The sequence below is a fragment of the Alcaligenes phenolicus genome (genome assembly GCF_032063905.1).
Taxonomy (GTDB): domain Bacteria; phylum Pseudomonadota; class Gammaproteobacteria; order Burkholderiales; family Burkholderiaceae_B; genus Alcaligenes; species Alcaligenes phenolicus.
This window is the reverse complement of record NZ_DAMBOE010000009.1, coordinates 97499-111520: the sequence shown is the minus strand read 5'-3', so window position 1 is coordinate 111520 and position 14022 is coordinate 97499. Positions and strand designations below refer to the sequence as shown.

The 14022-nt window shown below is 56.1% G+C and carries 13 protein-coding genes; 4 read left to right on the top strand and 9 right to left on the bottom strand.

All coding sequences use genetic code 11. The annotated features are described in order from the left end of the window. The first annotated feature begins 130 nt into the window (after window positions 1-130). A complete protein-coding gene (gene lldR / locus U2949_RS16815; protein WP_026484289.1) occupies window positions 131-910 on the top strand; it encodes a transcriptional regulator LldR in 780 nt (259 codons plus the stop codon). A gap of 259 nt (window positions 911-1169) precedes the next feature. Here lldR and gltA read toward each other — a convergent pair whose 3' ends face one another. The 7 genes from gltA to U2949_RS16780 all read right to left on the bottom strand — a co-directional run bounded on the left by gltA (window position 1170) and on the right by U2949_RS16780 (window position 6953). Next, on the bottom strand, window positions 1170-2474 hold the full coding sequence (gene gltA / locus U2949_RS16810) for a citrate synthase (RefSeq protein WP_022983549.1): 1305 nt from the start codon (window positions 2472-2474) through the stop codon (window positions 1170-1172). 18 nt (window positions 2475-2492) lie between these two features. Continuing rightward, window positions 2493-2753, bottom strand: coding sequence for an FAD assembly factor SdhE (locus U2949_RS16805; protein WP_003802528.1), 261 nt, complete (start codon window positions 2751-2753; stop codon window positions 2493-2495). Between the two features lie 18 nt (window positions 2754-2771). Continuing rightward, window positions 2772-3488 carry a succinate dehydrogenase iron-sulfur subunit gene (locus U2949_RS16800; protein ID WP_003802530.1) on the bottom strand — a complete coding sequence of 239 codons (717 nt, stop codon included), beginning with the start codon at window positions 3486-3488 and terminating at the stop codon, window positions 2772-2774. 13 nt (window positions 3489-3501) lie between these two features. Continuing rightward, window positions 3502-5280, bottom strand: a complete 1779-nt coding sequence (sdhA, locus tag U2949_RS16795) for a succinate dehydrogenase flavoprotein subunit (RefSeq protein WP_026484288.1) — start codon at window positions 5278-5280, stop codon at window positions 3502-3504. A 3-nt stretch (window positions 5281-5283) separates the two neighbouring features. Beyond that, the gene (sdhD, locus tag U2949_RS16790) at window positions 5284-5667 is read right to left on the bottom strand and encodes a succinate dehydrogenase, hydrophobic membrane anchor protein (RefSeq protein WP_003802535.1); all 384 of its coding nucleotides are present in this window, start codon (window positions 5665-5667) and stop codon (window positions 5284-5286) included. Further along, window positions 5667-6080 carry a succinate dehydrogenase, cytochrome b556 subunit gene (sdhC, locus tag U2949_RS16785; protein WP_009457694.1) on the bottom strand — a complete coding sequence of 138 codons (414 nt, stop codon included), beginning with the start codon at window positions 6078-6080 and terminating at the stop codon, window positions 5667-5669. The genes sdhD and sdhC overlap by 1 nt, the downstream gene beginning before the upstream one ends. Before the next feature lie 102 nt (window positions 6081-6182). Beyond that, window positions 6183-6953, bottom strand: a complete 771-nt coding sequence (locus U2949_RS16780) for a GntR family transcriptional regulator (protein ID WP_321289047.1) — start codon at window positions 6951-6953, stop codon at window positions 6183-6185. Window positions 6954-7242: 289 nt separating this feature from the next. On the opposite strand from U2949_RS16780, the gene U2949_RS16775 reads away from it, so the two are divergent. Beyond that, the gene (locus U2949_RS16775; RefSeq protein WP_022983546.1) at window positions 7243-8232 is read left to right on the top strand and encodes a malate dehydrogenase; all 990 of its coding nucleotides are present in this window, start codon (window positions 7243-7245) and stop codon (window positions 8230-8232) included. 223 nt (window positions 8233-8455) lie between these two features. On the opposite strand, the gene U2949_RS16770 is transcribed toward U2949_RS16775, so the two are convergent. Next, window positions 8456-9271, bottom strand: a complete 816-nt coding sequence (locus U2949_RS16770) for a helix-turn-helix transcriptional regulator (RefSeq protein WP_063693516.1) — start codon at window positions 9269-9271, stop codon at window positions 8456-8458. 101 nt (window positions 9272-9372) lie between these two features. Here U2949_RS16770 and U2949_RS16765 point away from each other — a divergent pair, with 101 nt between their 5' ends. Next, window positions 9373-10821 (top strand): MFS transporter, encoded by a 1449-nt coding sequence (locus tag U2949_RS16765; RefSeq protein WP_321288953.1) that lies wholly within the window; start codon window positions 9373-9375, stop codon window positions 10819-10821. Between the two features lie 67 nt (window positions 10822-10888). On the opposite strand, the gene prpR is transcribed toward U2949_RS16765, so the two are convergent. After that, window positions 10889-12802: a propionate catabolism operon regulatory protein PrpR gene (gene prpR, locus U2949_RS16760; protein ID WP_321288949.1), complete on the bottom strand. Its 1914-nt coding sequence runs from the start codon at window positions 12800-12802 to the stop codon at window positions 10889-10891. A 254-nt stretch (window positions 12803-13056) separates the two neighbouring features. Between prpR and prpB the strand changes: the two genes are divergently transcribed. After that, window positions 13057-13956: a methylisocitrate lyase gene (gene prpB / locus U2949_RS16755; RefSeq protein ID WP_321288947.1), complete on the top strand. Its 900-nt coding sequence runs from the start codon at window positions 13057-13059 to the stop codon at window positions 13954-13956. Window positions 13957-14022: the final 66 nt, after the last annotated feature.

Here is a 14022-nt window from a genome sequence, read left to right as displayed (position 1 = left end):
TTTGAGCATCATAGCGGTATTACCACCTTTGCATTACCAGCAGAAACCCTGACTAGTTTGGCGCCTCAAGGCCTTAATACGATTAAAAAACCAAGAAAGTGGTAATACCAAATTTAAAGAAGCGTCTTATATGACTATGAATCCCAGCACTCGCCTGTCGGACCTGGTTGCTGAAAAAATCCGGCAACTTATACAGGATGAACAGTTGCAACCCGGTGACCGAATCCCGTCCGAGCGTCAATTGGCTGAACGGCTGGATGTGTCGCGTGTACCGATACGGGAGGCCTTGCGCTCGCTAAGCTCTGAAGGCTTGCTGGTTACCCGTCGTGGCGGGGGTACTTATGTTCAAGACAGCGAGTTGATCAACTGGCCAGCCCAGAGCATTGCGCCTCTGGAGGAACTGATCAATGAAGACCCCTTGTATCGCTATGATGTCCTGGAGGCACGTCGGGCCTTGGAAGCCAGCACAGCCTGGCATGCGGCACAACGCGCAACAGATGCGGACAAAAAGCGCATTGAACAGTGTTTTCAAGTGATGGTTCGGCATCAACAAAACCAGGATGCGGACCTGTCGGCACGCGCAGACGCCCAATTTCATCTGGCAATTGCCATGGCTTCTCATAATGTCGTGCTGGTGCAACTGATGAATGGCTTGTTCCAGTTAGTGTTCTCTACAGTGAAAGAGAACCGGCGCGCCATGTTCGAGTTCGACAATGCACGGGAAGTGGAAATTTTGACCGAACAGCACGCGGGAGTCATGAAAGCTATTTTGGATGGTGATGCAGAACGGGCTCGCGAGCTAATCGGGCACCACCTGGATCATGTCCAGGCCAAAGTCCGATTTTCTGAAGAGAACAAAGCTCGTGAACAGCGGATTTTCCGCTTCAACAACCACCTGTCTCAGCCTTGAAGCCTAGCCTGTCAGACATTGGGGCTGCTGCATGTTGACGTGCATAGGGTGATGACAATGCTAACAGCAATGCCAGCGACTCTGGCGGTGCGGGCAGTGTTGGTGATCGCTGTGGCTGTGGCTGTAGCCATAGCAATAAAAAAATAACGGGCAAAAAAAAGTGCACCAATGGTGCACTTGACCTTCCAGCTACTGCTCCATAACGCTACGGGCTACATGAACACCCGGGGCACGCCCCAGGGATCGCAGCCCGAAGGCATTAACGTTGAGCAGGTACGTCGCGCTGAGTTGGGCCCACATACAGCTGACGTGGACGGCCGATCTTGTAATCTGGATCGGACAGCATTTCGTTCCACTGAGCAATCCAACCCACGGTACGAGCCAGGGCGAAGATAGCGGTGAACAAGGATGTTGGGATGCCGATAGCGCGCTGAACGATACCCGAGTAGAAGTCTACGTTGGGGTACAGCTTGCGTTCGACGAAGTATGGATCTTCCAGAGCAATGCGCTCCAGTTCCATGGCCAGCTTGAACAGAGGATCGTTCTCCAGGCCCAGAGCTTCCAGAACTTCCTTGCAGGTTTCTTGCATCAGCTTGGCGCGTGGGTCGTAGTTCTTGTAGACACGGTGACCAAAGCCCATCAGGCGCACGCCCGAGTTCTTGTCCTTGACCTTCTCCATGAACTCGCCAACCTTGTCGATGCCGCCGTTGGCTTGCAACTCTTCCAGCATGTTCAGGCAAGCTTCGTTTGCACCACCGTGGGCAGGGCCCCACAAGCAAGCAACACCCGCAGCGATCGCAGCGAAAGGATTGGTACCCGACGAACCGCACAGACGCACGGTGGAGGTGGAGGCGTTTTGTTCGTGATCTGCATGCAGGATGAAGATACGGTCCAGAGCGCGCTCAACCACTTCGTTGACCTTGTAGTCTTCGCAAGGGGTAGCGAACATCATGCGCAAGAAGTTGCCGGTGTAGGACAAATCATTCTTGGGATAGATGAAAGGCTGTCCCAAAGAATACTTGTACGCCATCGCAACCAGAGTAGGCAGCTTGGCGATCAAGCGGATAGCCGACACATGACGGTGATGAGGATTCGTGATGTCCGTGGAATCATGGTAGAACGCCGACAGGGCACCGACCAGGCCGGTCAGTATTGCCATGGGGTGAGCGTCCGGACGGAAGCCGCGCAGAAAGTGCTGCATCTGTTCCTGAACCATGGTGTGATTCGTGACCAGGGAGTCAAATTCCTGCTTCTGATCTGCGTTGGGCAACTCGCCGTTCAGGATCAGGTAGCACACATCCATGAAATCGCACTTTTGTGCCAACTGGTCGATCGGGTAACCACGGTACATCAACTGGCCCTTGTCGCCGTCAATGTAGGTGATACCGGATTCGCAAGCCGCCGTTGCCATAAAGCCCGGGTCATAGGTAAACATACCTGTCTGACCGTAGAGCTTACGGATATCGATCACGTCCGGACCTACGGTGCCCTTGTGTACAGGGAACTCAACCGAAGGGCTACCGTCGGAGAAGGATAGCGTGGCTTTTTTATCTGACAATTCCATCACTTTTTTCCTCAATGGTTATAGCTTTCGCATAATGTCTACTAGTCGCTGAATGTCCGGTGTGGCGTACTGCCCTTCTGGCTCGGAGCGAGCCAGAAGGACATCCAGCAAAACTGTATCGTCCATTTCGAACAAGCGGGTCAGGGCCGAGACGTCCTGATCAGTCAGCTCGTTTTCGTATTGATCCAGAAAACGGGTGATCATCAAGTCGTTTTCAAGCAAGCCCCGGCGCGCACGCCAGCGCAGGCGCGCACGCTCCAATTCCGTCAATGTTCTCATCGGTACATACCCACCTTTTTAGATACTGCGACGCACCAGCATTTCTTTGATCTTGCCGATGGCATGCGACGGGTTCAGTCCTTTTGGACAGACGTCCGTGCAATTCATGATCGTGTGGCAGCGGAACAAGCGGTATGGATCTTCCAGATTGTCCAGACGCTCGCCCGTTGCTTCGTCACGCGAGTCGGCAATGAAACGATAGGCTTGCAACAAACCAGCAGGACCGACGAACTTGTCGGGGTTCCACCAGAACGATGGGCAAGAGGTCGAGCAGCAGGCGCACAGAATGCACTCGTACAGACCATCGAGCTCCTCACGGGCTTCAGGCGTTTGCAAACGCTCTTTCTCTGGAGGAGGAGCATCGTTGATCAGGAACGGCTTGACCGAATGGTACTGATCGAAGAAGTGGGTCATGTCCACGATCAGGTCACGGATAACCGGCAGACCTGGCAGTGGGCGCAGAACCACAGGCTCTTTCAAGTCGCGCATATTGGTGGTGCAGGCCAGTCCGTTCTTGCCATTGATGTTCATGGCATCGGAACCGCACACACCTTCACGGCAGGAGCGACGCAGCGCCAGGCTGTCGTCCATGTCGTTTTTAATGCGCAGGATCGCATCGAGCAGCATCTTGTCGGTGGGCTCCAGCTCGACTTCGATCTTCTGCATGTAGGGGCGCTCGTCCTTGTCAGGATCGTAGCGGTAGATTTCAAATTTGACCTTACGTTTTTGGCTCATGTCAGTATCCTGCTTAGAAAGTCCGGGCCTTGGGCGGAATCGTTTCGGCTGTCAGAGGCTTCATCTGGACAGGCTTGTACTCCAGACGGCTGCCTTCCGAGAACCACAAGGTGTGACGCAGCCAGTTTTCGTCGTCACGTTCCGGGTGGTCGTTCAGGGCATGAGCACCGCGACTTTCAGTACGATTGGCGGCCGACTTCGTCGTAGCGCGAGCCACTTCGATCATGTTGGCCACTTCCAGAGCTTCAATACGGGCGGTATTGAACACCTTGGACTTGTCTTTGAAGTAAATATCCTTGACTTCGGGAACCAGGGATTCGATCTGGTCGACCCCCTTGTGCAACAGATCCAGGGTACGGAACACGCCGCAGTGAGCCTGCATGGCCACACGAATCTTGTTGCCCACGTCCTGTGCCTTTTCTCCCGATGTACGGGATTCCAGACGGTTGACGCGGTCCAGCGAGTACTCGATGGAGGACTCGTTAATTTCCTGGTGAGCGTGCGTTTTCTCGGGGTGCGAATCCACAATGTGGTTGCCGGCAGCGCGACCGAACACGATCAGGTCCAGCAGGGAGTTCGTACCCAGACGGTTGGCACCGTGCACAGAGGTAGCGGCACATTCACCGATGGCGTACAGACCGTTGACGATCTTGTTTTCGCCGGTGGCGGTTTGAGTCACAACCTGACCGTAGTAGTTCGTGGGGATACCGCCCATCTGGTAGTGGATGGTTGGAACCACGGGGATTGGGTCTTTGATCGGGTCCACGTTACCGAACTTGATCGCGATTTCGCGAATCGAGGGCAGACGTTTCTTGATGACGTCAGCGCCCAGGTGATCCAGTTTCAGAACCACGTAGCTGCCGTCGCCACAACCGCGACCTTCCTTGATTTCCTGGTCCATGGAACGGGACACGAAGTCACGTGGGGCCAAGTCTTTCAGGGTGGGAGCGTAACGCTCCATGAAGCGCTCGCCGTCTTTATTGAGCAAGATACCGCCTTCACCACGCACGCCTTCGGTAATCAGCACGCCAGCACCGGCTACGCCAGTGGGGTGAAATTGCCAGAATTCCATGTCTTGCAAAGGCAGACCAGCACGAGCAGCCATACCCAGGCCGTCACCGGTGTTGATGAAGGCGTTGGTGGAAGCAGCCCAGATACGGCCAGCACCACCGGTAGCCAGCACCACGCGCTTGCCTTCCAGAACGTAGATTTCGCCGGTTTCCATTTCCAGAGCGGTTACGCCCAGAACGTCGCCCGCTTCGTTACGCAGCAGGTCCAGCGCCATCCATTCCACGAAGAACTGAGTGCGGGCTGCAACGTTACGCTGGTACAGGGTATGCAACATGGCGTGGCCGGTACGGTCAGCAGCGGCACAGGCACGTTGAACAGGTTTTTCACCAAAGTTGGCAGTGTGACCACCAAATGGACGCTGGTAAATCGTACCGTCCTGGTTACGGTCAAACGGCATACCGAAGTGCTCGAGCTCGTACACAGCGTGTGGAGCTTCACGGCACATGAATTCAATGGCGTCCTGGTCGCCCAGCCAGTCCGAACCCTTGACGGTATCGTACATGTGCCAGTACCAGTGATCCTCGCTCATGTTACCCAGGGAAGCACTGACGCCACCTTGAGCCGCCACGGTGTGGGAGCGGGTTGGGAACACCTTGCTGAGCACGGCCACGGACAAGCCAGCCTGAGCCAATTGCAGGGAACAACGCATACCGGCGCCACCGGCACCGACCACCACTACGTCAAACTGACGGCGGGGCAAAGATTTTGTGATGGAAGCCACGGTTTAGAGACTCCAGATAATTTTTGCAAAAAAGACGACACTGGCGACCAGCCACAGCAAGGTCAACACTTGCAGGAACAAGCGCAGACCAGCGGGCTTGACGTAGTCCATCCAGATGTCACGCACACCAATCCAGGCATGCCAGGACAAAGACAGGAAGAACAAGGTTGCCAGCAACTGACCCAAAGGCAGGGAGCCGACCGTGAACGAGAACAGGCCGCGCCAGGTCTCGAAATTCAGTTCACTGCTAAACAGGATGCCGCCGATGATGACCAAGGTGTAGATGGCCATGATGACTGCGGTGACACGCTGTGCCAGAAAGTCCAAGGTACCGTAGTGGGCACCCACTACCAGGCGGTTTGCGCCAATGCGCTCACGATTTGCCATTACCACACCCCAAACAGTTTCAAACCAAACACAACGGTCAGCGCCAGGCTGACCCCGAACACCATACCGGCCGACTTCTTGGCGGACTCTTTGTCGTTACCCAGGTGCAGGTCCAGTGCCAGATAGCGGATACCGGCACAGAAGTGGTGCAGGTAGCCCCAGATCAGGACCAGAAGGATCAGCTTACAGACAGGGTTGTCGACGTAGCTGCGCAAGGTCTCGAAGGACTCTGGAGAGCTGACGCTCAAAGAGAACAGTGGCAATAGAACGAGCGGCAGGCAAAGAAACAGCAATGCACCACTGACACGATGCAAAATCGACGATTTTGCAGCCAGGGGCAAGCGGTAGCTCAATATCTGCGGCACGCTGATATTGCGATACTGCGGACGCTGCTTGGGTGCGGTATCAGACATGATGGCCTCGAAGTAGATAAAAAAAAGTCATAAAATTTTTAACCTTGGTATTTTCACCTATTTGACACTACGGTGCAGTATCAAATACCGTATGCCGCCGAACTAGCTGAGCGTGTTTCGGTAATGGAAGCGCTCAGTCAGGTACAAGCCCCGGCGCAACTCCATCGGTCGATCACCATAGGTATAGGACACGCGTTCCACCTGCAGGAGCGGCGAACCGGCAGCGACCTGCAAGACCGAGGCGGCCTCTTCGGTGGCACTGACAGCACCAATCTTTTCATCGGCGCGCACCATGCTCACGCCGAATTTGCTCTCGAACCAGGCGTACATCGGGCCCTTGTTCTGCTCGACGGCCTCCAGGGTCAAACCCTTGAAGACGGAGCCAGGCAGCCAGATATCGTCATAAATGGTCGGGACCTGATCAAAGGACAGAACCCGGCGCAGGTTCACCACCATGTCGGAGGTGCGCAAATCCAGCAGCATGGCAACATCCGTAGGCGCTTTCATGCGACGTACATCCAGAATACGGCTCTGGGAAGCCACAGGCTTGCCATCGTCCGGGGCCAGGCGCAGGAAACGAAAGCGCACACGGGCTTCGTGGTGAGTAGCCACAAAGGTGCCCTTGCCTTGACGACGAATCAGGAGGTTGTCGGCAGCCAGCTCATCAATAGCCTTGCGCACCGTGCCCTGGCTGACCTGAAAGCGGGCGGCCAGTTCCAGTTCACTGGGGATGGCTTCGCCGGGCTTCCACTCGCCACGATCCAGCCCCTGCAGCAACAAAGCCTTGATCTGTTGATACAGAGGGCTATAGGCCGCGCTAGGAGCGGATTTTTCGATTTCCTGGGTGCGTAGCGGCGGCACGTTATCAGACATGGGGCTCATAAAAAATGCGCGACAGATACAGCTTGGAACGCGCATTTGTTCATAAAATAGACAGTGCACTAATTTTCGCATGACCGGCCCCGAATGTCTAACGCTCTTATGTCTTATATAAGATATAAGACGTTTGACGGCGCTATCGTTTTGGTCTAGTCTGCGCAGTGAAAAAAGAGGCTTTTCCTCTTGCGAAAAACCGTTTTCCACGCCAGCCTCCCGGTCTGCAAAAGATTTAAACTGTGTTTTTCGTCACCGTCTTCAAACCCAAAAACGGAGTCTTACTCTCATGTCCAAACCCGCAATGCGCGTCGCCGTTACCGGCGCTGCTGGCCAGATTGGCTACGCCCTGCTGTTTCGCATCGCTTCTGGCGAAATGCTGGGCAAAGACCAGCCTGTAATCCTGCAGCTGCTGGAACTTGCCGACGAGAAAGCCCAAAAGGCCCTGAAGGGCGTCATGATGGAACTGGACGACTGCGCCTTCCCGCTGCTGCAAGGCATGTCCGCCCACAGCGATCCTGAAACCGCCTTCAAAGATGCTGATATCGCCCTGCTGGTCGGTGCCCGTCCTCGTGGCCCAGGCATGGAGCGTAAAGATCTGCTGGCCTTCAACGCCCAGATCTTCACAGCACAAGGCCGTGCCCTGAACAAAGTGGCCAGCCGTGACGTGAAAGTGCTGGTGGTCGGCAACCCTGCCAACACCAACGCCTACATTGCCATGAAGTCCGCTCCTGATCTGCCAGCGAAGAACTTCACTGCCATGCTGCGCCTGGACCACAACCGCGCCCTGTCGCAGTTGGCCACCAAGTCCGGCAAGGCTGTTGCTGACATCGAGAACCTGATCGTTTGGGGCAACCACTCGCCCACCATGTACCCTGACACCCGTTTCGCTACCGTGAACGGCGAGAAGATCGACGCGATCATCAACGATCAGGCCTGGAACCGCGAAACATTCATCCCCACCGTGGGCAAACGTGGCGCCGCCATCATCGAAGCCCGTGGCCTGTCCTCGGCTGCTTCGGCTGCCAACGCTGCCATCGACCACGTGCGCGACTGGGTGCTGGGTTCGAACGGCAAATGGGTCACCATGGGTGTTCCTTCGGACGGCTCCTACGGCATTCCTGAAGGCATCATCTACGGCGTGCCTGTGACCACCGAAAACGGTGAGTACAAGCGTGTTGAAGGCCTGGAAATCGACGCCTTCTCGCGTGAGCGCATGGACCACACCCTGAACGAGCTGCTGGAAGAGCGTGACGGTGTGAAAGACTTGCTGGGCTAATTAAGCCGCCAGTGTCTGCAATCCCCGCCTGATCAGCGGGGATTTTTTTGCCTGGTGCCTATCGCCTGATGGGTGAGACCTGACGACTGATCTCTAACGCCTGCTGCTCGATGCTTAGTGCTTGATGCTGAATGCTGGAACTCAACACGTAAAACCAGGATCCTGCTATTAACATCACGGCAGTACTGAGCACTCACTTGCGTTCTACAAGCTCTGCACAATACTAGCGTGAACTGCCCCCATCGCCTTGACCTTGCTGCAAAGGCGGCACATACACCACCATACGCAAATGCCGACTCTCATCAATGATGAGCGAGGTCTGCTCAAACTCACGCAACTCCCCATCTACAAGCAATGTGCGTAGCGCACCGCAAGGCGGGTGTACATCATGTTGCTCCCACCACAGTTTGAACTCCGGTGATACGCGTTTGAGCTCATTAGCCAGTTCATGAATATCCGTACCGTCTGTGGCCCGAGCAAAGTCTCGACGAAAACTGGACAACATCTCCAGCGCCTGCGATTCCCAGGGCACAAAGCGTGTGTGCAAAGCGGGATTCGTAAACATCTGCCATAGAAGATTGCGCTGCCCCTCGGGATACGCCCCCAAGTCCAGCAAATCATCCGCCAAGGCATTAAAGCCCAGAACATCCCAACGTAAATTCAAGACAAAAGCCGGATGAGGCAAGTCGTGCATCAAGCGCCGCACCAACGGCGGCAAGACGCACCAGGTAATTCCTGGCTCGGCAGGCAGGCGCTCATGCGCCAGCAAAAACAAGTGCCTACGTTCGGCCGCATCCAGTTTCAGAACCCGCGCCAAATTGTCCAGAAAGCTGGCCGACACCCCAATATCACGCCCTTGCTCCAACCAGGTGTACCAGGTCAGCCCCACTCCTGCCAAAGCGGCCACTTCCTCACGGCGCAGCCCCGGCGTACGACGACGCCCACCACTGGGCAAACCCACCTCCTCCGGCAAGAGGCGTTCACGGCATGCACGCAAGAAGGCTGCCAGATCCGGGCGCGTTCGTTCCAGCGTTCTCATGATTCAAGACCCCATTGCTTTAAGTAATAGCATAAACAGTTAAATTGTAATTGCTTAAAAAGAGTTCAAGAATACACGGGTTTCTACCTCAAACAAGCATCATGAACTCCAAGCCGCATTCCCCAAACACCCATACAGCCTCCACAAACACCCCGCCCTGGCTGGGCCTGTCCGTGCTACTTCTGGCGGGTTTCGTCACCATTTTTGACCTGTTCGTCGTCAATGTCGCTATCCCCAATATTCAGAGCCAACTTGGCGCCAGCTTTAGTCAGATCGGCTTTATCGTGGCGGGCTACGAACTGGCTTTTGGCGTACTGCTGATTACAGGAGGACGGCTGGGCGATTTATTTGGCCGACGCAAGCTCTTTATCATCGGCATGGCAGGCTTTACGCTCGCCTCTGCCCTATGCGGTTTGGCGCCCAACGCTTTTTTTCTGATTATTGCCAGGGTACTGCAGGGCCTGGCTGCCGCCCTGCTCTTCCCGCAGGTCTATGCTTCCATTCGGGTCAACTTTGACGGCGATAACAGCCGTCGCGCCTTCGGCCTGCTGGGCATGACGCTGGGGCTGGCCGCTATTGCCGGACAGGTCCTGGGAGGCTGGCTGATTCACGCCGATCTGTTTGACCTGGGCTGGCGCAACATCTTTCTGATCAATATCCCGATTGGTCTACTGGCGATTGCGGCAGCGCGCTACATCCCTGAAACCCGAGGCCCTCAAAACCAGGGACTGGACGGCGCAGGCGTCATTCTGATCAGTCTGAGCCTCAGCCTGTTACTGATCCCTATCATCCAAAGCTCGGAGCATGGCTGGCCCCTTGCCAGCCTGACGAGTCTGGCCGCCTCTCTTGTCTTGCTGTTTGTTTTTTATCGGCACCAGCAAAGACGGCGACGCATCGGATATTTGCCCTTGGTCGATATGCAACTGCTGGCAAAACCCCGCTTTGCTCTGGGCGCCCTGCTGGTCTTGCTGGTGTACTCCACCGCCAGCTCTTTCTTTCTCTGTTTTGCCCTGTTGCTGCAAAGCGGCTTTGGCTTAAGTCCTTTCCACGCAGGCAGTATTTTTGCACCCGCCAGCGTGGGCTTTATTGCCGCCTCTCTCTACGCGCCACGTCTTGTCACCCGCTACGGCACCCAGGCTATTACGACGGGAGCAACAGGCTACGCCCTCTCCTTTGCCTGGCTAATCGGCCAAGTAGCATGGGCAGGTGCACAACTGGAGCCTGCCCATCTGATTCCTGCCTTGATTTTCCTGGGGGCCAGCCAAGGCCTGATCATGACGCCCTTACTGAATCTGATACTAGGCTTTATCGACGAGACTCAAGCTGGCATGGCCTCCAGTGTGATCTCCAGCATTCAGCAAATTGGTGCCGCTCTAGGGGTTGCCGTGGTCGGCTTCCTGTTTAATGCCGGACGAAACACAGACAGCGCTGCCCTGAGTCAGGCTGAGCACTATGTTTCTGCCTTTGGCATGGGGCTGACGTACAACCTGGTGGCCTCCTTGCTGGTCAGCCTGCTTTTGATAGCGTTAAGCAGAATCAGTCGGCACTAAAACCAGCCTTGAAGGAAATGGCGACATATGGGCTTTGCTGGAACCCCAAGGAGTATTGACGAGCCCATCAACCTTTACGCAACTTCCGCCACAACGTACTGCGGCTGATCCCCAGTTGCTGGGCTGCAAGAGCACGGTTACCGCCACACTCTTCCAGCACCTTGGCCAGATGCTCCTGCTCGCTGCGCTCTTGCTGATCACGCAGCGCAGGCATAGCGGGCTCTGCCACCACTGCCCGTAGTTCCGGCGCAATATCTTCCAGTACCACAGCCTGATCGCCTTGCACTGTGCCCAGGACCATCAAGCGTTCGATCAGGTTTTCCAACTCACGGATATTGCCGGGCCAGGTGTAGTGACGGCCCAGTTCCAGCAGCTCCGTCAGCCAATCCGGGTTGAGTGTTACATCCCCACCCAGACGTTGAGCCACTTTTGCCAGGAGATGCTCCACCAGTTCTGGCAAATCCTGTGTGCGCAAACGCAAGGGCGGCAAGCGCAGCACCAGAATATTCAGTCGATAAAACAGGTCCTGACGGAACACGCCTTCTTTAACCTGCGCGGCCAGATCGCGATGAGTGGCCGCAATCACGCGCACATCGACTGGCGTTGGCTCAATCGCCCCGATACGCAGGACTTCTTTTTCTTGCAGCACCCGTAGCAAACGGGTTTGCAGTGGCAAGGGCATTTCCCCGATCTCGTCCAGAAACAAAGTGCCGGTGTGAGCCGCTTCCACCAGCCCGACTTTGCCGCCCCGGCTGGAGCCTGTGAAGGCGCCTTCCACATAACCGAACAGTTCGCTTTCCAACAGGCTGTCAGGGAAAGCCGCGCAGTTCACGGCCACAAAGGGTTGCGCGCGTCTGGCGCTGGCACTGTGTATTCCTTGAGCCAGCAGCTCCTTACCCGTACCACTCTCACCAATAATCAAGGTCGTCGCTGTGCTTTGTGCACAAGCCTGAGCCTGGGCACGCAGCTTACGCATGGGCGAGCTCTGCCCCACCAGATCAGATAGCTCGTAGCGGGCATGACGCGATGCAGCTTGCTGACTGCGGGATCGCAAGCTGCGGTCCAGTCGTTGAATCGCGGCCGGGTCCTGGCACAGCAATACCGCCCCGCTCAAGCGTCCCTGCTCCAGAATCGGCATGCGGGTCACAATCGCGGTACGGCCACCTACTTGTTGCACCGTATCCAACTGCACTTCCAGACTGCGCAGCGTGCCGGCCAGATCCAGCTCGGGATACAAGGAACCCAAGCGGCGGCCAATCATGGCTTGGGCCGGTTGCCCCAACCAGGCTTCCATCGCCGGGTTCACGGTTTCAATCCGCTCGTCCCTGTCCACTGACACCACGCCGTCACGCAACTGCGCCAGAATCGTATTCAAGCGATCCCGGCGAGCGGCCTCAGCACGAGCAACACGGGCCAGTTCAATAGCGGATTCCAGAGCCTGTCGCACCGCTCCTTGTGAATACAGCAGCACGCCTTCCATCTGATTCTCGCGCGCCAGATCCACCACCAGACCGGGTGCCAGCACCCACTCCACGCCCAGCTCTTTCAAATCCTGAACACAGCTACGTGCATCAGCCTCGCTGCGATAGCTGCGTAACTCCACAGGCAGATCAAAACGCTGCACGAACTCCATCAGCTCCAGCGGCATTTCGCCGTAGGTCACCACGGCTTTGCGCTCGGCCTGTGCCGAGGCCAGACTGCCCATAATGTCGAAACCACCGGGATGGACCAACACCACCGGCAAGTCCAGATGTTCGCGCAAATAACTGCCGTTGGAACCGGCGGACACCAGCACGTCAATTTCGCCTGTTTGTCGCAAAACCTGCACGGCCTCCACGGCCTCGCCATAGGCTTTGTCCACAATCAGTATTTCGGCCTGGGCGCGAAACTGCGGCACCAACTCTTCCAATAGAGAACGCAGTCCATGCAGGCCAAAAGCTACCAGACGCAGACGCGCAGGCGGGGAGGAAGGATAAGGCATATGGTTTCACCCAGGCATCAATAATGCGACACTGTTTCAAATTACGTTTCAATATTGAAACACAAAACAGGAAAAGACAATATTCCTGGAAGGGAGCGACGACATCACACCACGCGAGAAATCCCCGCCTCCTCTGGGTTCAGGCTTTTCATCGCCCCCTTATATGAACTTGGCACAGCATTTGCTTTAGTAGAACCAACCCATCGCAGCATCACGCTGACGACATTTTTATATCTTGTGATCTGGAGCCCCAAATGAGCCAAAACCAACTGACATCGGCAGGCGCCCGTTTCCGCCAGGCCCTGCGTGAAGAACAGCCTTTGCAAATCATCGGCGCCATCAACGCCAACCACGCTTTGCTGGCCCAACGCGCCGGCTACCGCGCCATCTACTTGTCGGGTGGCGGTGTCGCGGCTGGCTCTTTGGGTTTGCCTGATCTGGGCATCAACACGCTGGACGACGTGCTGACCGACATTCGTCGCATTACCGATGTGTGCGATCTGCCTTTGATGGTGGACATTGACACCGGTTTTGGCGCTTCGGCCTTCAACATTGCCCGCACGATCAAAAGCCTGATCAAGTTCGGCGCTGCCGCTTGCCACATTGAAGACCAGATTGGCGCCAAGCGCTGCGGTCACCGCCCCGGCAAAGAAATCGTCAGCACTGGTGAAATGGCCGACCGCGTGAAAGCCGCTGTTGACGCCCGTACCGATCCCGAGTTCTTCATCATGGCTCGTACAGACGCGATTGCGGTCGAAGGCGTGGAAGCCGCTCTGGAACGTGCCCAGGCTTGCGTGGAAGCAGGTGCAGATGGCATTTTTGCTGAAGCCTGCTATGACCTGGACACTTACCGCCGCTTTACCGAAACACTGGATGTCCCCGTGCTGGCCAACATTACCGAGTTCGGCCAAACCCCATTGTTCACGGTGGAAGAGCTGGCTTCGGCCAATGTCGCCATGGTGCTCTACCCCCTGTCCGCCTTCCGCGCCATGAACAAGGCCGCCGAAACTGTCTACCAGGCGATCCGTCGTGACGGACATCAAAAAAATGTCATCGATTTGATGCAGACTCGTGAAGAACTGTACGATCGTATCGGCTACCATGCTTACGAGCAAAGCCTCGACAAGCTGTTCCAGAAAAACAAGAAGTCCTGAGCCACCACAGGCTCCCGCCCGGCCCCTTGACTGGGCCGTCGCGCGGGTAAAACCCCATTCAGCAGC

Bases quoted from the DNA above. Each gene is read 5' to 3' on its own strand.
- lldR (WP_026484289.1), top strand. From the start codon at position 131: ATGACTATGAATCCCAGCACTCGCCTGTCGGACCTGGTTGCTGAAAAA.
- gltA (WP_022983549.1), bottom strand. From the start codon at position 2,474: ATGGAATTGTCAGATAAAAAAGCCACGCTATCCTTCTCCGACGGTAGC.
- U2949_RS16805 (WP_003802528.1), bottom strand. From the start codon at position 2,753: ATGAGAACATTGACGGAATTGGAGCGTGCGCGCCTGCGCTGGCGTGCG.
- U2949_RS16800 (WP_003802530.1), bottom strand. From the start codon at position 3,488: ATGAGCCAAAAACGTAAGGTCAAATTTGAAATCTACCGCTACGATCCT.
- sdhD (WP_003802535.1), bottom strand. From the start codon at position 5,667: ATGGCAAATCGTGAGCGCATTGGCGCAAACCGCCTGGTAGTGGGTGCC.
- sdhC (WP_009457694.1), bottom strand. From the start codon at position 6,080: ATGTCTGATACCGCACCCAAGCAGCGTCCGCAGTATCGCAATATCAGC.
- U2949_RS16780 (WP_321289047.1), bottom strand. From the start codon at position 6,953: ATGTCTGATAACGTGCCGCCGCTACGCACCCAGGAAATCGAAAAATCC.
- U2949_RS16775 (WP_022983546.1), top strand. From the start codon at position 7,243: ATGTCCAAACCCGCAATGCGCGTCGCCGTTACCGGCGCTGCTGGCCAG.
- U2949_RS16770 (WP_063693516.1), bottom strand. From the start codon at position 9,271: ATGAGAACGCTGGAACGAACGCGCCCGGATCTGGCAGCCTTCTTGCGT.
- U2949_RS16765 (WP_321288953.1), top strand. From the start codon at position 9,373: ATGAACTCCAAGCCGCATTCCCCAAACACCCATACAGCCTCCACAAAC.
- prpR (WP_321288949.1), bottom strand. From the start codon at position 12,802: ATGCCTTATCCTTCCTCCCCGCCTGCGCGTCTGCGTCTGGTAGCTTTT.
- prpB (WP_321288947.1), top strand. From the start codon at position 13,057: ATGAGCCAAAACCAACTGACATCGGCAGGCGCCCGTTTCCGCCAGGCC.